The sequence below is a fragment of the Pseudomonas sp. Sample_16 genome, from assembly GCF_004307665.1.
GTDB lineage: Bacteria > Pseudomonadota > Gammaproteobacteria > Pseudomonadales > Pseudomonadaceae > Aquipseudomonas.
This window is the reverse complement of sequence record NZ_RCOB01000068.1, coordinates 14,311-32,641: the sequence shown is the minus strand read 5'-3', so window position 1 is coordinate 32,641 and position 18,331 is coordinate 14,311. Positions and strand designations below refer to the sequence as shown.

Annotated in this window: 18 protein-coding genes; 6 read left to right on the top strand and 12 right to left on the bottom strand. The window is 59.1% G+C overall.

What is annotated here, in order from left to right:
• Positions 1-2: 2 nt before the first annotated feature.
• The 4 genes from copC to D8U69_RS09985 all read right to left on the bottom strand — a co-directional run bounded on the left by copC (position 3) and on the right by D8U69_RS09985 (position 3,845).
• Positions 3-386: a copper homeostasis periplasmic binding protein CopC gene (gene copC / locus D8U69_RS10000; protein ID WP_056857069.1), complete on the bottom strand. Its 384-nt coding sequence runs from the start codon at positions 384-386 to the stop codon at positions 3-5.
• A gap of 52 nt (positions 387-438) precedes the next feature.
• Positions 439-1,326 (bottom strand): copper resistance protein B, encoded by an 888-nt coding sequence (locus D8U69_RS09995; protein ID WP_130907226.1) that lies wholly within the window; start codon positions 1,324-1,326, stop codon positions 439-441.
• Between the two features lie 10 nt (positions 1,327-1,336).
• Positions 1,337-3,034 carry a copper resistance system multicopper oxidase gene (locus tag D8U69_RS09990; protein ID WP_130907225.1) on the bottom strand — a complete coding sequence of 566 codons (1,698 nt, stop codon included), beginning with the start codon at positions 3,032-3,034 and terminating at the stop codon, positions 1,337-1,339.
• A 106-nt stretch (positions 3,035-3,140) separates the two neighbouring features.
• A complete protein-coding gene (locus tag D8U69_RS09985; RefSeq protein ID WP_056857071.1) occupies positions 3,141-3,845 on the bottom strand; it encodes a murein L,D-transpeptidase catalytic domain family protein in 705 nt (234 codons plus the stop codon).
• An 82-nt stretch (positions 3,846-3,927) separates the two neighbouring features.
• On the opposite strand from D8U69_RS09985, the gene D8U69_RS09980 reads away from it, so the two are divergent.
• The 3 genes from D8U69_RS09980 to D8U69_RS09970 all read left to right on the top strand — a co-directional run bounded on the left by D8U69_RS09980 (position 3,928) and on the right by D8U69_RS09970 (position 9,001).
• Positions 3,928-5,676 (top strand): L,D-transpeptidase family protein, encoded by a 1,749-nt coding sequence (locus D8U69_RS09980; RefSeq protein ID WP_130907224.1) that lies wholly within the window; start codon positions 3,928-3,930, stop codon positions 5,674-5,676.
• 203 nt (positions 5,677-5,879) lie between these two features.
• Entirely contained in the window at positions 5,880-7,451 is a 1,572-nt protein-coding gene (locus D8U69_RS09975) for a GGDEF domain-containing protein (protein ID WP_130907223.1), read from the top strand.
• Positions 7,452-7,594: 143 nt separating this feature from the next.
• Entirely contained in the window at positions 7,595-9,001 is a 1,407-nt protein-coding gene (locus D8U69_RS09970; RefSeq protein WP_130907222.1) for a DUF1254 domain-containing protein, read from the top strand.
• 56 nt (positions 9,002-9,057) lie between these two features.
• Here D8U69_RS09970 and D8U69_RS29460 read toward each other — a convergent pair whose 3' ends face one another.
• The gene (locus D8U69_RS29460) at positions 9,058-9,366 is read right to left on the bottom strand and encodes a hypothetical protein (RefSeq protein WP_082557690.1); all 309 of its coding nucleotides are present in this window, start codon (positions 9,364-9,366) and stop codon (positions 9,058-9,060) included.
• Between the two features lie 204 nt (positions 9,367-9,570).
• Here D8U69_RS29460 and D8U69_RS09960 point away from each other — a divergent pair, with 204 nt between their 5' ends.
• Both D8U69_RS09960 and D8U69_RS09955 read left to right on the top strand, forming a co-directional pair.
• Positions 9,571-10,365 carry an exodeoxyribonuclease III gene (locus D8U69_RS09960; RefSeq protein ID WP_056857074.1) on the top strand — a complete coding sequence of 265 codons (795 nt, stop codon included), beginning with the start codon at positions 9,571-9,573 and terminating at the stop codon, positions 10,363-10,365.
• A gap of 112 nt (positions 10,366-10,477) precedes the next feature.
• A complete protein-coding gene (locus tag D8U69_RS09955; protein ID WP_130907221.1) occupies positions 10,478-11,305 on the top strand; it encodes an arylamine N-acetyltransferase in 828 nt (275 codons plus the stop codon).
• 70 nt (positions 11,306-11,375) lie between these two features.
• Here D8U69_RS09955 and D8U69_RS09950 read toward each other — a convergent pair whose 3' ends face one another.
• Together D8U69_RS09950 and D8U69_RS09945 are read right to left on the bottom strand one after the other, a co-directional pair.
• A complete protein-coding gene (locus D8U69_RS09950) occupies positions 11,376-11,702 on the bottom strand; it encodes a BrnA antitoxin family protein (protein ID WP_056857076.1) in 327 nt (108 codons plus the stop codon).
• Positions 11,703-11,705: 3 nt separating this feature from the next.
• Positions 11,706-11,987, bottom strand: a complete 282-nt coding sequence (locus tag D8U69_RS09945; RefSeq protein WP_056857077.1) for a BrnT family toxin — start codon at positions 11,985-11,987, stop codon at positions 11,706-11,708.
• A 256-nt stretch (positions 11,988-12,243) separates the two neighbouring features.
• Between D8U69_RS09945 and D8U69_RS09940 the strand changes: the two genes are divergently transcribed.
• The gene (locus tag D8U69_RS09940; RefSeq protein WP_056857078.1) at positions 12,244-13,761 is read left to right on the top strand and encodes a nucleobase:cation symporter-2 family protein; all 1,518 of its coding nucleotides are present in this window, start codon (positions 12,244-12,246) and stop codon (positions 13,759-13,761) included.
• A 65-nt stretch (positions 13,762-13,826) separates the two neighbouring features.
• Here the strand turns inward: D8U69_RS09940 and D8U69_RS09935 are convergent, their stop codons facing one another.
• The 5 genes from D8U69_RS09935 to D8U69_RS09915 are packed head-to-tail and all read right to left on the bottom strand — an operon-like array spanning position 13,827 to position 18,320.
• Positions 13,827-15,059 (bottom strand): dienelactone hydrolase family protein, encoded by a 1,233-nt coding sequence (locus D8U69_RS09935; protein WP_130907220.1) that lies wholly within the window; start codon positions 15,057-15,059, stop codon positions 13,827-13,829.
• Positions 15,060-15,087: 28 nt separating this feature from the next.
• The gene (locus D8U69_RS09930) at positions 15,088-15,876 is read right to left on the bottom strand and encodes an SDR family oxidoreductase (RefSeq protein WP_056857080.1); all 789 of its coding nucleotides are present in this window, start codon (positions 15,874-15,876) and stop codon (positions 15,088-15,090) included.
• Positions 15,873-16,466: a cysteine hydrolase gene (locus tag D8U69_RS09925; protein ID WP_056857081.1), complete on the bottom strand. Its 594-nt coding sequence runs from the start codon at positions 16,464-16,466 to the stop codon at positions 15,873-15,875. The genes D8U69_RS09930 and D8U69_RS09925 overlap by 4 nt, the downstream gene beginning before the upstream one ends.
• The gene (locus tag D8U69_RS09920) at positions 16,466-16,999 is read right to left on the bottom strand and encodes an aromatic-ring-hydroxylating dioxygenase subunit beta (RefSeq protein ID WP_056857082.1); all 534 of its coding nucleotides are present in this window, start codon (positions 16,997-16,999) and stop codon (positions 16,466-16,468) included. The genes D8U69_RS09925 and D8U69_RS09920 overlap by 1 nt, the downstream gene beginning before the upstream one ends.
• Entirely contained in the window at positions 16,989-18,320 is a 1,332-nt protein-coding gene (locus tag D8U69_RS09915; RefSeq protein WP_056857083.1) for an aromatic ring-hydroxylating dioxygenase subunit alpha, read from the bottom strand. Before D8U69_RS09915 ends, D8U69_RS09920 begins: the two co-directional genes overlap by 11 nt.
• Positions 18,321-18,331 lie beyond the last annotated feature (11 nt).

Genomic DNA, 18,331 nt, shown 5'->3' with positions numbered 1-18,331 from the left:
TATCACTTCACTTTGAATGAAACGTTGCCGGTGATCGGGTGGGTGTCTGACGATACGGCGCGCCACTCTACTTTATAGGTGCCGGCAGGTAGGGGTGACAGCGGAGTAATGAGCATGGTTTTCGGGTCGCTGCCGCCACTGACTTTGGCTTTCATGGGCATGGGCGAGTGGGCCATGCCGGGCATTTCGGTCATGACCAGTTTTGCCCCGGAAAACTGTTTGACCAGGTTTTCCGAAAAGTGCAGTTCGATGATGCCCGGCGCCGCACCGATGGCACCTTCGGCGGGGCTGGACGACAGCAACTTCGGATGGGCTAGAACCAAAGTGCTCAGCAGCAGCCCGGCTGACAGCAAGACAGTGACAGCGGTGGTTTTGATGATGTGCATGCAAGGCCTCTTGCCGCTTAATGCGGCTGGTTATGATTGTTGGTATAGGGGTTCAGAACCACAGGCGCACGCCGAGAACCAGCCGCGCCTCGCTGCGGTCCTCGCCTTCGGCTGCGGCGTAATCGGCGGTTTTGCCGTAGGTGCGGTTCCAGGTCACGCCAATGTAGGGCGCAAATTCCCGGCGAATTTCGTAGCGCAGGCGCAGGCCCGCTTCGCTGTTGGACAGACCGGAGCCAATTCCTCGTTGCGGGTCGTTCTTGCCATAGAAGTTGAGCTCTGCGGTCGGTTGCAGGATGAGTCGGTTGGTCAGCAGGATGTCGTAGTCGCCCTCCAACCGCGCGGCGCTCTGACCGCCTTCGCCGATGAACGCCGTGGCCTCGGCTTCGAAGTTGTACAGCGCCATGCCTTGCACACCAAGCGCTGCCCAGGTTTGCGGGGCGCCGGGTTTGAAGTCCTGGCGGACACCGCTGACCACGTCCCACCATGGACTGATCGCGTGGCCCCACAGCGCCTGGATTTCAGCATCTTCGGTCTTGCCGTTGGTGCGTTCGCCTTCGGAGCGCAGCCACAGACGATCGATGTCGCCGCCGATCCAGCCGGACAAATCCCAGGCCAGGGTGCTGCCGTCGTCGGCGTCCTGCCATTCAAGTTTGTCGGCGAGGAAGAATGAATTCAGCGCGGTGTCATGTATGGCATGGCCGCTATGGCTGCTGAAGACGGCAGCACGGTCGGCGTCGGTCAGGGCCGGGATCGGCGTACGACTTTCGGTCGGGGCTGCTGGTTGCATCTGGCCTTCGTCCATGGTTTGCAGCTCGTCATGGTCCATGGAGTTCATCTGGCTGTGATCCATGCCCTGCATGTCGTCTGTCGCGGCAATCACCGGAGAAAGCGGCAGGCCAGCGCAGATGATGCCCGCGGCGATGGAGGAAATTCTGATCATGGTTGGCACCTCATTCTTCCACGCGAACTTCACGGAACATGCCCATTTCCATGTGGAACAGGAGATGGCAGTGATAGGCCCAGCGCCCGAGCGCATCGGCGGTTACCCGGTAGCTGCGGCGTGTACCCGGTGGCATGTCGATGGTGTGTTTGCGCACCATGAAGTCGCCGTTCTCGTCTTCGAGATCGCTCCACATTCCGTGCAGGTGAATGGGGTGGGTCATCATGGTGTCGTTGACCAGCACCACGCGAATGCGCTCGCCATACTTGAGCCGCAAGGGCTCGGCGTCGGAGAATTTCACGCCATTGAATGACCAGGAAAACTTCTCCATGTGCCCGGTGAGATGCAATTCGATCGTGCGTCCGGGATCGCGGCCGTCGGGGTCTTCGAAGGTACTGCGCAGGTCGGCGTAGGTCAGGACGCGGCGGCCGTTGTTGCGCAGGCCCAGGCCGGGGGCGTCGAGTTTGGGTGAGGTGGACATGGCTTGCATGTCCACCAGCGGGTTGTCGTTTTCCGAGTCGGGATGAGACTGCATCCCGGGCATGGCCATCTGGCTGTGGTCCATGCCGGCCATGCTGCCGTGATCCATCCCGCCCATACCCATGTCCTCCATGCTGACCAAGGGGCGCGGATCCAGCGGTGGCACCGGCGCGGACAGGCCAGGCTTGATCGCAAGGCTGCCGCGAGCGTAGCCAGTGCGGTCCATCGATTGAGCGAACACGGTATGGACGGCATCAATCGGCTCGACGATCACGTCGAAGGTCTCCGCCACGGCGATGCGAAATTCGTCGACGGCCACGGGTTTGACATGCAGGCCATCGGCCGCGACAACGGTCATTTTCAGGCCAGGAATGCGCACGTCGAAGTAACTCATGGCCGAGCCGTTGATGAAGCGCAGCCGCAGTTTTTCCCCGGGACGGAACACACCGGTCCAATTTCCGTCCGGCGCCTGTCCGTTCATCAAGTAGGTGTAAGTGGCGCCGCTGACGTCGGCCAGGTCGGTGGGATTCATCTTCATTTCAGCCCACATCTTGCGATCGGCAACGGTCGCGCCCCAACCGTTGGTGCTGACGTCGTCGATGAAATCGCCCACGGTGCGCTTGTGGTAGTTGTAGTAGTCGGATTGCTTTTTCAGTGTCTTCATCAGACTGGCCGGGTCTTCGTCGGTCCAATCGGTGAGCATCACCACGTAATCGCGGTCGTACTGGAAAGGTTCCGGTTCCCTGGCGTCGATCACCAGCGGGCCGTAGACGCCGGATTGCTCCTGCAATCCCGAATGACTGTGGTACCAGTAGGTGCCGTTTTGCCGGACTTTAAATTGGTAGACATACAGCCCGCCGGGGTCGATACCCTTGAAACTCAGCCCCGGTACGCCGTCCATGTTGGCTGGCAATAAAATGCCATGCCAGTGAATGGAAGTGCTGTCCTTGAGTGCGTTCTTCACCCGCAAGGTAACCGTATCGCCTTCGCGCCAGCGCAGGAGAGGGCCGGGAAGGCTGCCGTTGATTGTCATCGCAGTGCGCGGATTGCCGGTGAAGTTGACCGGGGTTTCACCGATCAATAGCTCGAAATCGCTGCCGGTCAGCACTTGCGGTTCACCGGGGCTGGTGATCGCCCAGACGGGCGGGCGCCATAATCCAAGACCGCCCAGCAGTCCGCCTGCGGCAAGTCCTTTGACGAAGGTGCGTCGTGAAGTGGTGGAGTGCATGCCGATTGTCCCGTCCGTCAGCCTGGTGAACATATCTACGAGGCTAACGGACGGTGCCTTTCAGCTGGCTGAGGCGAAGATTACAGTTTTGTCAGGTAGGTGATGATTACTGGCGCTTGGTAGGTTTGTCGGACGAGGCCACAGTGCCGCCGCCGCAGTTAATGTAAGAAGACGACTTCAGCCAGCGCTGATCCGGGTAGTAGGAAAACAGCAGTTGCCCGTCTTTCATCGAGTCGATCAACCGATGAGCAATCGCCGGCCGAACTGCCGGGCAACCGAGGCTTCTGCCAATCCGGCCGTTCGCCCTTGCCAGGACTGGACTGACGTACGGCGCGCCATGAATGACGATTGCCCGGTCATAGGCGTTATCGTTGAACCCTGGTTCCAGGCCTTCCATGCGCAATGAATAGCCGTTCTGGCCGCGATAACTTTCCTGGGTACGGAACAGGCCGAGGCTGGTGGCGAAGCTTTCGTTCTGGTTGGAAAACTGGGTGGCCATGTTTTCGCCGCTGTTGCGGCCATGGGCGACAAGCTCGTGGAACAGCAATTTGCGCTTTTTCAGATCGAACACCCACAGACGTTGTTCGGTCGAAGGCAGGGAGTAATCGATCACTGCTAGTCTCTGTGCCGCAGCTGCGCCTTGGGCGCGAGTGCATTGGGTAGCACGGACCGCCAGGGCAATGACCTTGGCATTGGCATTTGGAGCAGCTTTGGCCAGCGCGACTTCAAGCGAATCGGCGTAGGCTGTTGGAAGGTAAGCCGACGTCAACAGCAGCGCTGTGTATAGAAAGCCAAAGCGGTGTAGCGTCATAAAAATGTCTCATCAGGAATATTTCGAGTCTAGCAGCGAGTTGGACGCTAGCCCTTTGATTACGGGAGATTAAGGATTATCCATGGGTCAATTAACAAGGTTATTCGTCATAAGCCGTGCACTTTTTATGGTCTTTCTGATCAGCGGCACTGCGTTGGCAGAAACTTCGCCGATCATGCCGGTAACTCCGCCAACCGGTCCGCTGGCCGCCGCGCCCGACGATGTCGTCGGTCAGTCGATCCAGGCAGCGCTGGAACCACTGCAATCTTCATTCCCGCCGCTGCTCACTTCACGCAAGCATCAGCGATTGGATGTCGGCCGTGTAGTGATGGATTTTTATTCCCATCGCAACTTCCGTGCCGCCTGGACTGACGGCCGTGACTTCTCCCAATTGCTCAAGAGCCTGAACGAAACAGAAATCGATGGCTTGGTCCCGACGGATTTCCATGTAGCGGAATTGGCTCAGGCGCAACTGGCGATCCAGACTACCGCACCGACACCGGCCCAGTCGGCCGCTTTTGATCTTGCGGCTACCCGCACTTACATCACCGCGCTGCTCCAGTTGCGTCGTGGCAAGGTCGATCCGGCGCGGCTGGATTTTCACTGGAACTTCGACCCGGTCGGGGTTGATCCCCGTGAGGATGTGAATAGTTTCTTCACCGCCCTGAACGATCACGATGTGGCACGCGCATTTGCTCAAGCGCCACCGCAAGAGGCGGTTTATCGCAGCATGCGGGTGGCCTTGGCGCAGTTGCGCCAGGTCAGGGATTCCGGCGGCTGGCCAAAAGTGACTGAAGGGCAATCTCTCAAACCTGGTATGGACGGCGTGGCGGTGATGCAATTGCGTTCCCGATTGGCGGCGGGTGGCTATCTGGAGCCGCACAACGGAAAACGCACTGATTACGACGACAAAGTCATCGCAGCAGTGAAGAAGTATCAAGTTGAGCAGTATCTGGGCGCGGATGGCGTAGCGGGGGCGGCCACTCTGGCGGCGTTGAACGTGCCCGTGGAAGCGCGGATCGATCAGGTCCGGGTGAACATGGAGCGGGCGCGGTGGTTGCTGTACAAACTCCAGGGTACTTTTGTCGTCGTTGATATTGCCGGTTACAAGGTCGCGCTGTATCGCGATGGTCAACCGATCTGGCGCTCCCGGGTGCAGGTCGGCAAGCCATTTCGCAGCACGCCGGTGTTCCAGTCGGAAATTACCTATGTGACGTTCAACCCCACGTGGACCGTGCCACCAACGATTCTGGTCAAGGATATGCTGCCCAAGATTCAACAGAATCCTGGCTATCTGGCCGCGAACCGAATCAGAGCGCTTGACCGGGAAGGCAATGTACTCGATCCGTCGGGCATCGATTGGTACAACGCACGCGGCATCACCTTGCGTCAGGATGCTGGTCCGGAAAATTCCTTGGGCCAGGTGGTGATTCGCTTCCCCAACGATTACGCCATTTATTTGCATGACACGCCGCACCGCGAGTTGTTTGCCAAGTCCATGCGCGCTACCAGTTCCGGCTGTATTCGGGTGGAGAATCCGTTGCAACTGGTCGAATTGCTGTTCAACGATCCGGTGCGCTGGAACAGCGAAGGTATTAAAAAGCAGTTGGCCAACGGCAAGACCGAAAACATCAAGCTGCCAGTCAAGGTGCCGGTGTTGCTGGCTTACTGGACGGTGGACTTGAGTAACGATGGGCGAGTGACGTTCAAGCCTGACGTCTATGGTTATGACTCTCCAGTCTTGCGCCGGTTGAACATGCCGACGGAGTTGCCCGTACTGGACTTGCAGAAGGCGACAACTTCTTTGGTGGTGACGGGGAAAAACAACTAAGGGCAGGATAGCTCGCTGACGATAAATGCAGCCCTGCGGGAGCAGCGTCAGGCGTCATACGCTGTCAGACGAATGTGTCGTGCGACGCAAGGGAACCACTGGCCAAGCGGTTCCCATTTTTGCTTTGCAAACCCGTAGACTTGGCGCCCGGAACCAAGGGATATGGGCCTGGACTCATGACTTGCCCTTTTCAGGACGCGCTTTTGCCCATTCACCTCGACGACCAGCACCATGCCCCCGGCGATGCATTGAAGCGCCTGCCCTTGCGCAAGGCTGCGGTGCTGTTCATCGCCACGGTGTGTCTTTGCCTGTGTGCCTTGCTTTATCTGCAACTGGAGCAGTCCCGGCGACACGACCTGAATCAGGCTCAAGTGGCATCGTCGAACCTCACGCGTGCCATGGCACAACAGGCCGAAGACACCATCATGAAGGCCGATCTGGTCCTGACCAGCCTGGTGGACTGGATTCAACTCGACGGCTCCAGCCCGGCGTTCAAGTCACGATTACAGAAAACCTTTGTCCGACGGGTGCAGTCGCTGGATCAGTTGCACGGCATCCTGTTGTTTGATCAAAAAGGCCAGTGGATCGTCAGCTCATTCGAGAATCTGCCCCGGGGTCCCGGTGTGGCGGATCGCGAATACTTCAGGTTTCACCAGCAGAATGTCTCGTCCGTGGCGCACATCGGCGCGGCCATTCGCAGTCGCGAAAACGGGGAGTGGATCATCCCGATTTCCAAGCGGGTGAACGGCAGGAACGGCGAGTTCCAGGGCGTTTTGCTGGCCGGAATCAAAATGTCTTACTTCGACCAGTTTTTCAGAAGCTTCAGCATCGACGAAGAAGGCTCGATGTTCATTGCGTTGACCGATGGCACGCTTCTGGCGCGCCGGCCGTTCGTGGAGGCACAGATCGGCACGTCGCTGGCCAAGGGCGAAATCTTTCAGAACCTGTTGCCACGGGCGACCTCTGGCAACGCGATGTTCCCTTCATTGGTGGATGGGATCGTGCGGTTACATGGCTATCGACAGCTACACGCTTATCCGTTGGTGGTTTCGGCGGCATCGTCCAGGGAAGCGATTCTGGCGGGGTGGTACGACACAGCGTTTCGCTCCAGCTTCATCGTCGCGCTGGTGATGCTGGGGGTCGGACTGTTTGGCTGGATGTTTATCCGTCAGGTTCGGGTCGGCGAGCGAGTCGAAGCGGATTTGCGCAGGGCTCAGCAAGCCCTGGAATTGATCGCCACCCACGACAGCCTTACCGGTCTGGCCAACCGCCGCTTGTTCGAACGAGCGCTGGATATCGAGTTCGGCCGCGGCGCACGCCAGCACACTTCGCTAAGCCTGATCATGCTCGACATCGATTTTTTCAAGCGCTACAACGACACCTATGGTCATGTGGTCGGTGACCATTGCCTCGCTCAAGTCGCGCACGCCGTGAAAGGTTGTTGCCATCGCAAGGCTGATCTTGCGGTGCGTTACGGCGGGGAAGAGTTCGCCGTGCTGCTCCCTGATACTGACATCCATGGTGCCATGACCATTGCCGAGCAGATCCGCCGCAGCGTCATGGACAAGAACATCAGCCACGCCGGGTCGCCTACCGGTTTTGTAACGGTCAGTCTCGGCTGTTACTCGTTCATGCCGACGGGCCGCGACAGCATGGAAGTGTTTATCCAGCGGGCTGACGCTGCGCTCTATCAAGCCAAACATTCGGGGCGTAATCGTTCGGCGGTGCTGTCGATGGAGGGCGGTGTGGATGCGCTGATGCGTTCGGATCGGTGAAGGTGCTTTATTGGCTTGTTTCATGTATGCAACACATCTTCCAGCCGACTGTCTGCCTGTCAAATGTCGTGCATTTGATCGTCTAGAGTTGCGTTAGCCCTGCCGAAACCGTCAGGGCCCCCTTCGCATGGACGATCGCCAACATGTTGATAACCCAAGCATTGACAGCCGTTGCCTTGACCCTTGCAGCCTCCGCTATCTTCCCGCTGGTCAGTCACGCGCAATCGAAAATTACATCTGCAGAAGCTCACGCTATTGGCGTTGATGCCTACATTTATTTCTATCCGCTGTTGAGTATGGATATCACCCGAAAGCAGTTCACCAACATCGAGCCGGGCAAGGAATTCGGTAAGGGCCCGATGAACATGTTTGTGAACGTGCCGGAGTATCCACCGGCAAATTTCAAAGGGGTGGTGCGTTCGAATTTCGACACCTTGTATTCCATCGCCTGGCTCGACTTGACCAAAGAGCCGTTGGTCATCGCCGCGCCGAATACTGACGGGCGCTTTTACTTGTTGCCGATGCTCGACATGTGGACCGATGTATTCGCTTCACCGGGCTGGCGCACCACGGGAACCGACGCCGCGCAGTTTCTGGTGACGCCACCGGGCTGGACCGGCACGGTGCCTGCCGGTTTAAACCATTTGCCGGCAACCACGCCTTTTGTCTGGGTCATCGGCCGCACCAAAACCGACGGCGCAGCGGATTACGCGGCGGTGCACAAGATCCAGGCTGGCTACACCGTGACGCCGTTGTCGCGGTTGGGCAAGAGCGCTGAACCGGTCAGCATCAAGATCGATCCGGCTGTGGATATGAAGACCCCGCCGAAGATCCAGGTCGACACGATGTCGGCAGCCACCTACTTCGCCTATGCCGGTGAATTGCTGAAAATGCATCCCGCCCACAGCACTGATCAGCCGATGCTGGCACAAATGAAACGTATCGGCTTCGAGCCCGGTAAAGCGTTTAACCTGGATGCAATGGACCCGGACGTCAAAGCGGCGTTAGAGACGGTGCCTGAAGAGGCACAGGCGCTGATGAAATGGAAATTGGAAACCCTGGCACGAGTAGCTAACGGCTGGTCGATGAACACTGACACCATGGGCGTCTACGGCAACTACTACTTGAAACGGGCGATAGTTGCCCAACAGGGGCTCGGCGCCAATTTGCCCGAAGATGCGATTTATCCTCTGAACATCGGTGATGCCAACGGTAAGCCCCTCGATGGCGTGAACAAGTACGTGATGCATTTCGCCAAGGGTGAGGCGCCTCCGGTGAACGCATTCTGGTCGATCACTCTCTACGATTCTGAAGGCTTCCAGGTCGGCAATGGCCTCAATCGCTTTGCTGTAAGTAGCTGGATGCCTTTCAAAACCAATGAAGATGGCTCGCTGGATATCTACTTCCAGAACGAAAGCCCCGGCAAAGATCTTGAGGCCAATTGGCTACCGGCCCCCAAAGGCCCATTTAACCTGACCATGCGCCTGTACGGGCCAAAGGCCGAAGCGCTGAACGGCAAGTGGAACCCGCCCCCGGTCAAACAGATGTGAACTACGAGCAATGGAAAGCAGCCGATGAAGGACGGTCATCGGCTGCGTTTGTTTGTTCAGCTGCCTGTCCCGCCGCCGGCACCACCGGTTCCACCACCTGCAGAGCCGGTCCCTCCACCCGCGCCTGAGCCGCTACCACTACCACTTCCTGCACTGCCGCTCGAGGAGCCGGTAGCGCCGCCGTCACCGGCGTTGCCACCCGAGGGCGCTGAGGGGGTGTTATCAGGTGGCATGACCGGGCCGCTGGTGGCACCGGATTTGGTGTTGGTTGCATCGGGGCTGTCGGTAGATTCCGCAAAGGTGTGCACGGACATCGCGGACAACAATCCGGCCAGTAACAACGAAGTCATTTTGATGTTCAACATGGTTACGTCTCCACAAAAGTGAGTCGGTTCCTGATGTTGGTGTGGACGGCGGCAGGGTTGGTGCCGGTAGGGTGACGAGCGGCGCAGCCTGTGCCTTGTTGGCGCTGGAATGCCTACAAATGCCTTGCAAATCAGCGGGCCGACGCAACCACTGGCAAGTTCCTGCGGTCACAGCCAGGACAGCCAGGAAATGGAGCGTTGGTCATGAAAAAACTGCGGATCGCGACGTTCAACGTCAACGGTATGCGCGCACGGCTGCCAAACCTGCTTGCCTGGCTCGAACGCGAACGTCCAGACATCGCCTGTTTACAGGAACTCAAATCAGCTGACAGCGCATTCCCCGCAGCGGAGCTTGAAGCCATTGGTTATGGTGCGATCTGGCAAGGGCAAGCCTCGTGGAATGGGGTAGCGATTTTGGCGCGCGATGCGCAACCGCTGGAAAGCCGCCGGGGGTTGCCGGGTGACGACAGCGACAGTCACAGCCGCTACCTGGAAGCTGCCGTGCATGGAATTCTGGTGGGTTGCCTGTACCTGCCCAACGGCAATCCACAGCCGGGGCCGAAGTTCGATTACAAACTGGCGTGGTTCGAGCGCCTGATCCGCCACGCGCAGACGCTGCAAAGCAGTGAGCATCCGGTGGTGCTGGCCGGCGACTACAACGTGGTCCCGACCGATCTGGATATCTACAATCCGCGCTCGTGGCTCAAGGATGCGCTGCTGCAACCCGAGAGCCGAGCGTGTTTTCAGCGTCTGCTGGATCAGGGCTGGACCGACGCCATCCGGCATTTGTACCCGCAGGAACGGGTCTACACCTTCTGGGATTATTTTCGTCAGCATTGGCAGACGAATTCCGGTTTGCGCATTGATCATCTGCTCCTCAATCCGGCCCTGAGTCCTTACCTGGAGGAGGCTGGCGTCGATGCCTGGGTCCGAAATGAACCCCATGCCAGTGACCATGCGCCAACCTGGATTCAACTGGGTACGCGCAAGCGTCATTGATTTGTCCCGCCAGCCGATTGGTTAAATCAATTGTCGTGCGCAGTGGTTCATCCCTTATACCTGGCGGCCATTGGCGGAATGATCCGCCGCTTGCGTGCATAAGGACTGAACGATGAGCGAACCACGCCTGACCAATCGTGCGCTGTATTTGCAACGGCTGGGCTTCGATACACCCCCGGCGCCGACCCTGGAGACCTTGCGTCAGCTTCAATTGCGCCACACCGGGGCTTTCCCGTTTGAAAACCTGACGACCTTGTCCGGCGAGCCGGTGCTCATCGATCTTGGGTCGATCGAGCAAAAAGTCTTGCATCAGGGACGCGGCGGTTACTGTTACGAACTCAATTATCTGTACCTGACCTTGCTGCAGGAACTGGGTTTCGAAGTGCGTGGCATCAGTGGTCGCGTGGTCATGGGCCAGCCCGAAGGCGCATGGACGGCGCGCACCCATCGCTTGAGCCTGGTGACGCTGGATGGCGTGCGTTACATCACCGATGTCGGTTTCGGCGGCATGGTGCCCACCGCGCCGCTGCTGCTCGACAGTCCCGCCGAGCAACCCACGCCACACGAACCCTATCGCATCGAACAGCACGCTGACGGCTACACGCTTCGTGCCAAGGTCGGCGACGAGTGGCGGGCGATGTACATCTTCGATCTGCAGCGCCAGGAAGATATCGATTATTGCGTCGGCAATTGGTACGTCTCGACCCATCCGCAATCACCCTTCGTCCGTCAGCTGATGGTGGCGCGGACCGGGGAGGGTTGGCGCCGCACCCTCAATAACGGCAGCTTTGCGATCCATCGCATCGGCCACGAAAGCGAGCGTCGGCAGATGGCCGACTTGCAGGACCTGCTTGGCGTGCTGGAAGGCGAGTTTGGTATTCGGGTGCCAACCCAGGCGACGTTAATGCACACACTCGAACAGCTTATCAAGCTGCAATAGCGCCATTATCGTGTGCACAAGAAAGGGGCAGATTGCATCAATCTGCCCGTTTTTGTTTATTGGCCAGGGTCTAGGGCCGAGCGTCGGGCTCCATCACGCGATGAATTTCGTTGAGGGCCTCGAGCAGTTTTTTCTCCAGGCTTTTCAATTCCGTGGCCGTGATGCCCGGTTTTAAATGTCCAGTCGTATTCGTTTCAGCCGTTTTGCTCGAATCGGTGAGCAAAGCCCGTCGCAGGATGTTGTTGATTACGGTCTGGTAGCCGTAGCCCTCATCTTCTGCCAACGCGCGTGCGGCCTTGATGACCACGTCATCAAGCATGATGGTGATGCGGGTTTTGCCTTTGCCCGAGGCAACTGCCCCGCGCTTGGCATCGCTAAAATCGTATTCGTCTTTCATGGTTCAAGCCTCCAGATACTGGCGCCGCTCGTTTTTGCTGGCGAGGCGCGCAGAAATGATTCGAACGAAATTCGGATCACGATAGGTGTATGCAACGACCAATAAACGCCCTTTGCCATCCAGCCCAATGGTGATCCAGCGCTGTTCGTCATGGTGGTCGTCCTGCAATGTCAGAGCGCGCTCGTCATGGAAAACCGGTTCAGCCTCGGCGAGGCTGATGCCTTGGTGCTTGAGCTTGTTGGCTGCGTTCTTTGCCTTGTGGTACTGAATTTCGAATGACTTCATTATGCATACTTTATATGTATATGGAAGGAGGCGGTGTCGACCGATCGTCGCCATGCATTCAAAAGACTAGTGGGCGCAGGAGAATGGCTCGGCTGGATGTATTTCAAGGAATTAGGTGAGGCAGGAGCGCGGTGGCACACAGTCTGCATGACTGCTCGTTCATATTTTGACGGGCAAGTTGTATACAACTCTATAGACATTTGTCCTGAGTCTTGCATACAGTGTGCGCATAACAAAAACCAGGGAACCCCCTAACATGAAAACGCCCCATGTTTCACACCAACGGCCCGAAGACGAAAACCTCGGGATCGGCGCGAATATGGCTTACGGCCTGCAACATGTTCTGACCATGTACGGTGGCATCGTCGCGGTGCCTTTGATCATCGGCCAGGCTGCCGGGCTGTCGCCGGCGGACATCGGTTTGTTGATTGCTGCTTCATTGTTCGCGGGGGGGCTGGCCACGTTGCTGCAAACCCTGGGTCTGCCGTTTTTCGGTTGTCAGTTGCCGCTGGTACAGGGTGTTTCGTTCTCGGGTGTCGCGACCATGGTGGCGATTGTCAGCAGCGGCGGCGAGGGCGGGTTTCAATCGATTCTGGGCGCGGTGATAGCGGCGTCCCTGATTGGATTGCTGATAACGCCGGTGTTCTCACGAATCACCAAGTTTTTCCCGCCCCTGGTCACGGGCATTGTGATCACCACCATCGGCCTGACGTTGATGCCGGTGGCCGCACGCTGGGCCATGGGCGGTAACAGCCATTCCCCAGAGTTCGGCAGCATGGCCAACATCGGCCTGGCCGCAATGACGCTGGTGCTGGTGCTGTTGCTGAGCAAGATCGGCAGCGCGACCATCTCCCGTCTCTCGATCCTGCTGGCAATGGTTATCGGTACGGTGGTCGCGGTGTTCCTGGGCATGGCGGATTTCTCATCCGTCAGCGAGGGTCCGATGTTCGGCTTCCCGACCCCGTTCCATTTCGGCATGCCGACCTTCCACTTCGCGGCGATCCTGTCGATGTGCATCGTGGTGATGGTGACCTTGGTGGAAACCTCGGCGGATATCCTGGCTGTCGGTGAAATCATCGACACCAAGGTCGACTCCAAGCGTCTGGGCAATGGCCTGCGCGCTGACATGCTGTCGAGCATGATCGCGCCGATCTTCGGCTCTTTCACCCAAAGCGCCTTCGCCCAGAACGTCGGGCTGGTGGCGGTGACGGGAATCAAAAGTCGCTACGTGGTGGCCACAGGCGGTCTGTTCCTGGTGATCCTTGGCCTGTTGCCGTTCATGGGGCGAGTCATCGCCGCCGTGCCGACGTCTGTCCTGGGGGGCGCCGGTATTGTGCTGTTCGGCACCGTAGCGGCCAGCGGCATTCGTACGCTGTCCAAGGTCGACTACCGCAACAACGTCAATCTGATCATCGTCGCCACTTCCATCGGCTTCGGCATGATCCCGATCGCTGCACCGAACTTCTACGACCACTTCCCAAGCTGGTTCGCCACGATCTTCCATTCGGGCATCAGCTCCTCGGCGATCATGGCGATCGTGCTCAACCTGACCTTCAACCACCTTACTGCCGGTAACTCCGATCAGCAGTCGGTATTTGCAGCGGGTACTGAGCGGGTTCTGCGTTATCAGGATCTGGCGGCGCTGCGTGAGGGTGATTACTTCAGCGACGGCAAACTGCACGACTGCGATGGCAAGGAGATTCCGGTGGTCGAGGCGGACCACGGGCATGGCGAGCCACGGGCAACGCTTGCGAAAGCCAGTGAGCATGTCTGACGGTTGAGTGAATGAAAAAAGGCCGATCTGTTGAATGACAGATCGGCCTTTTTCATTGTCGGTTTCTATTGCCCGCTTTGCGTCCAGCGCCCCATCAACGTATTCGACGGCAGTTGTTCATCCAAGAGCTTTCTCGCCGTTTCCACTCCGGCCACCGGCAGCCCTTCAGGGTTCAACAAGCCGATTTGCACCAGCACGCTGGCTTGGTCCCAGTAGATATGCTCGTGGTAGAGCTTGTCCCCTCGAAACTTGATCACCCCCAACATCGGAATCTCGACGTACTTTCCGGTCGGAGCCACGTTGGGCAGCATCCAGTCGATTTCGCTGCTGTGGGTGAAGCACATGATGAACTCATCGACGATCTGCAATGCGCCAATGGTGCGCGAGATAGGGATGAGCTTCATGTCCGCTGGATTGCCGTGGACAAAATGGTGTTGGTAGAAACGGCTGAGTTCCTTGGCGCCGACGCCGCCGGTCATGGTGGGAATATGGTTGACGTAGGGCTCGGCGACCATGGTCGCCATGGTGGCAGGTACGTCGCGGGTCTCGAACTCGTGGCGGATGTGTTCGTCCCACAGGGCCGACAGATTGAAGTGTGGGCCGATCTCGCGCTTGAGAGCGGCGATGCTGCGTTCATGGGCCATCAGCGAGGACGGCTTGTCGTAGTGTGAGCTGCCGGCCCGGGCGAAAGCGTGGTCGGCGCCTGGGTACACGTAGACTTCGGCTTTGGCATTGGCCGCCAGGTGCTGGCTGATTTGGGCGCGGGCACTGGCGTCGCAATAGCCATCGTTTTCGGCAAAATGCAGGACCAGCCGGCCCTTGAGGTTTTCCGATTCGTGCAGCAGGTGCTCGATACCCATGCCGTAGTAGCCGACAGCGCAGGCCACGTCGGTACGCGTGGCAGTCAGCCAGGCCAGTTTACCCCCCATGCAGAAGCCGACATAACCCAGGCCCGTGTCTTCGACTTCAGGCAGTGCGCGCAGGGTGTTGAAACTGGCGTCGATGTCATTGACGGCCTTGTCCACGTCCAGGCGCTGGAACAGGTCGATGGCCTCGGCGAAGTCCGCTTCGGTGTAGCCCAGGTCAACGCCCGGTTGCAGGCGCCAAAACAGGTCTGGCACCAACGCCACATAGCCTTCCTCGGCATAGAAATCGGCCACTGCGCGCATGTTGGCGTTGATCCCGAAAATCTCCTGGCCGATTACCACGCCGGGGCCTTTGCCGCTGGCCGGCAAGGCCAGGTAACCGCTGAACGTGGCGCAGCTGTCCGTTGCCCGGATCTCAATCATCTTGCCCATGTCATCTACCTCATTCGGTTATCAGGAGTTATTGGCTGTCACGGTGTTGTTGGAACCACGCGCGCGGCGACACGCCACGGTCTGGTCCGAGAATCGAAAAGCCGCCGTCCACCGGCACATCGACACCGGTCATCCAACCGGCACCGGTGCTGCATAGAAAGGCCACGACGCTAGCTATCTCATGGCCGCGACCGATGCGGCCGAGCGGGTGAAAAGGTGCCCCGACCCGATCGGCCAGCTGCGGGTCGTTGTCGCTCAGTTCGGCGACGCTGGGCGACCAGGTCCATGCAGGTGACACACTCAGCACCCGGATTTGTTCCGGAGCCAGGGTCATTGCCAGGTTTTTTGTCAGTTGCAGGATGCCGGCTTTGGAGGCGGGGTAGAGCGCGCGCCCGGCCGCGCCGAACTTGCCACCGGTGCTGCCGATGTTGATCACCACGCCACCGCTGGGCAGATGCACGGCGGCCTTCTGGGTAAAGATCGCCGCCGACACCAGATTGACGTTCAGGGTTTTCAGCCACTGTGCGCGGTTCGAGGCCAGGCCTTGATCGGCGTACAGGCAAGCGTTATTGACCAGTATGTCGAGCCGGCCGAAACGGGCCAGCGTGGCCGCGATGCACGCGTCGATGTCCTCGTCGCGCTCCACGTCACAAGCCGAAAATCCGCAATCGAGTTCCTGCGCCAGTGCCTGGCCACTGTCGGCGTTGCGCCCCACCAGCATCACCCGTGCACCCTCGGTCGACAGCTGCCGAGCAATGTCCAGGCCCAGGCCCTGGGTGCTGCCGGTCACAATCGCCACTTTGCCTTCGAGCATCATGACAAGTCCTCCAGAGCTTCATTGACCTGACGGATTCGGGCGATCAGCGCCATGCTCGCCAGCGATGCCGCGTGTGCGCCGCTGTCTGCGCTGGCGCAGGCATCCGCTGCGACCGTCACCTCGAAACCGCAATCCACCGCATGGCGCACCGTACTTTCCACCACCGAGTGGGTCGCCACGCCGGCTATCAAAAGGTGCGAGGGATTGAATTGGCGCACCACGGTTTCAAGCGGCGAGCCATAAAACGCATTGATCCGCTGATGGGTGACAACGAACTCACGGCGGCTGTTGAGGGGGGCCAGAGCGCCGAGGAATTCCGCGCCCCAACTGCCTTCCCGGACGGCGCCAAGGGTGGCGACCGTGCGCAATATCGGCGCGTTCTGGATCAGGTCGGCGTAGTCCGGTCGGAACGCCACACGCACGTGAACGATTGGCCAGCCCTTGGCGCGTGCGCCGGCGAGCAGTCGGCCGGCAGCGTCGAGCAGCTCAGCACGCACGCCGTCATCGGCGCCCAGCCCGACCTGAATCTTGCCTTCGGGATGCAATACGTCGTTCTGATAATGCAGGGCGATCAGCATCGGCGCGTTCATCACACGAATACCTCAAGATTGGCGAACACATCGTTGCAGTTGATAAGGTCCACGCGCTTGAGCTGGATCTGCCAGCCGCCGCTTTCCCGGGCGGCCAATTTATAGGTGTAGCGACCGGCGAGCTGGCGTTGCTCCAGACGCCATTCGCTGTACTGGAAGCTGGCGCTGACCACCAGCAGGCCCTGGGCATCTAGACCTTCAACCATCACGTTGCCGACCAGGTGCGCGGTTTGCGTCTGCGGTTGCTGCGACCAATTGCGGGCGTTTTCCACGCGGCGGATCCGCACCTCGCGCAGCATGCGGTTTTCCCAGAACAGCGAGATATGGTCGAACGGGTTGGCTTGCTCGTGCTTGTGCGGCACCCAGTACATACCGGTGTCGGTGAACAGCTTGTCCCACTCCCAGAAACGCCGCTCATCGAGCAGGCGCGCCTCTTGGTAAAGAAACTGCTCGAGCTGACGCAGGGTTTCGACGGGAACCTGGGCGGGAGTCAACTGGCGGGTGTCGACGTCGATTCGGCGGTCAAGCAGCATGGGTGCTCTCCTTGGCGATCAGGGTGGCGGTCATGAACTGTTTCCAGGCGGCGAACTGGTTGCGCATCGGCAGTTCGCTGGTGCCGTTGGTGGACACTGCTCCATCTTCCAGCGGCTTATCGGTGCCCGCGTAGCGGTGCATGCTGATCCACTCGCCACCGCGGGTCATGTTGCCTTCCTGACAGCGGGCATAGACTTCGACGTCGTCGGGCATCACGTTGGAGGAGGGCGAGTTGATGACGTTGGCGTAGGTCAGCGCGCGGTCGAACACGGCATCCGGAGCACCCTTGCAGCGGAAGGTCTGGATCTCGACCATGGTCTGGTCCACGGCGATGGGGCGGATGACCCGGAATTGCATGAACACCGTGTGCGGCGATCCGCTGCCGTAAATCACCGTGTTGTGGCGGTTCATGCCCAGAATTTCCTTGGCGCGCTGCTCGCCGTAGGCTTGGCTCAGGCATTCGAAGTGAGCGCGGGAGACCTCGTCGCGCTCGGCGGCGGCCGGGTCGAAGATCGCTTCCATGTAACCGTGGCCGTTGTGGTAGGCGCGCAGTTCGAGTTTTTCCCAGAAGTCGTAGGGTTCGCCGTTGCCGTCCATGATCAGCAACTCGAAGGGCATTTCACCGATGGCTTCGGCTTCGCCACGCGCCGCGTCTACCGACGATTCGTGGGTCACGCGGGCATGCATGGTGTCGTGCAGGTTCTCGTAGAACACCTTCCAGTTGGAACGCTGCTGAACACGGAAGATGCCGCCTGCGACCTCGACTTCACCGATCGGTGAGCGGTCACAGAGGTTGTCGATGGAGGTGATGACGCCGCCCAGGAAAGATTTCAAGTCCGGTCCGAACGCTGCCTGGCTGGCGAACACGAAGCCGCGATAGGTCTCGACGCGGGCAACGCTGACCATGGAAAAATCCGGGTGCTTGGGGTCGTAGCAAGTGCCTTCGAATCCACTTTTGAGCGGTGCCGACAAATGTTGGCCGTCGAGTTTGAAGGTCCAGGCGTGGTACGGGCAGCGGAAGAATTTGCCGACACTGCCGTCACCGTCGGCGACCAGTTTGGCGCCCTTGTGCGGGCAGCGGTTGTACAGCACGCTGACTTGCTGGTTGGCGCCGCGCACCATGATCACGTCCTGATCGCCGATGCGCGTGGTGTGGTAATCGCCGGGGTTTTTCACCTGGCTTTCATGGCCAACGTAGATCCAGGCGTTGCCGTAGATGCGCTCCATTTCCAGCTTGAACAGGGTCGGATCGGTGTAGACGCTCTTGTGTACGCTGTCCTCGCGAATCAAGGCAGCAATTTGCTCGTTGGTCGGTATCACGGGATGTCCTC

Bases quoted from the DNA above. Each gene is read 5' to 3' on its own strand.
- D8U69_RS09960 (WP_056857074.1), top strand. From the start codon at position 9,571: ATGAAAAAACTGCGGATCGCGACGTTCAACGTCAACGGTATGCGCGCA.
- D8U69_RS09990 (WP_130907225.1), bottom strand. From the start codon at position 3,034: ATGCACTCCACCACTTCACGACGCACCTTCGTCAAAGGACTTGCCGCA.
- D8U69_RS09980 (WP_130907224.1), top strand. From the start codon at position 3,928: ATGGGTCAATTAACAAGGTTATTCGTCATAAGCCGTGCACTTTTTATG.
- D8U69_RS09985 (WP_056857071.1), bottom strand. From the start codon at position 3,845: ATGACGCTACACCGCTTTGGCTTTCTATACACAGCGCTGCTGTTGACG.
- D8U69_RS09945 (WP_056857077.1), bottom strand. From the start codon at position 11,987: ATGAAGTCATTCGAAATTCAGTACCACAAGGCAAAGAACGCAGCCAAC.
- copC (WP_056857069.1), bottom strand. From the start codon at position 386: ATGCACATCATCAAAACCACCGCTGTCACTGTCTTGCTGTCAGCCGGG.
- D8U69_RS09970 (WP_130907222.1), top strand. From the start codon at position 7,595: ATGTTGATAACCCAAGCATTGACAGCCGTTGCCTTGACCCTTGCAGCC.
- D8U69_RS09920 (WP_056857082.1), bottom strand. From the start codon at position 16,999: ATGCTGCTTGACCGCCGAATCGACGTCGACACCCGCCAGTTGACTCCC.
- D8U69_RS09935 (WP_130907220.1), bottom strand. From the start codon at position 15,059: ATGGGCAAGATGATTGAGATCCGGGCAACGGACAGCTGCGCCACGTTC.
- D8U69_RS09930 (WP_056857080.1), bottom strand. From the start codon at position 15,876: ATGATGCTCGAAGGCAAAGTGGCGATTGTGACCGGCAGCACCCAGGGC.
- D8U69_RS09940 (WP_056857078.1), top strand. From the start codon at position 12,244: ATGAAAACGCCCCATGTTTCACACCAACGGCCCGAAGACGAAAACCTC.
- D8U69_RS09925 (WP_056857081.1), bottom strand. From the start codon at position 16,466: ATGAACGCGCCGATGCTGATCGCCCTGCATTATCAGAACGACGTATTG.
- D8U69_RS09995 (WP_130907226.1), bottom strand. From the start codon at position 1,326: ATGATCAGAATTTCCTCCATCGCCGCGGGCATCATCTGCGCTGGCCTG.
- D8U69_RS09955 (WP_130907221.1), top strand. From the start codon at position 10,478: ATGAGCGAACCACGCCTGACCAATCGTGCGCTGTATTTGCAACGGCTG.
- D8U69_RS29460 (WP_082557690.1), bottom strand. From the start codon at position 9,366: ATGTTGAACATCAAAATGACTTCGTTGTTACTGGCCGGATTGTTGTCC.
- D8U69_RS09950 (WP_056857076.1), bottom strand. From the start codon at position 11,702: ATGAAAGACGAATACGATTTTAGCGATGCCAAGCGCGGGGCAGTTGCC.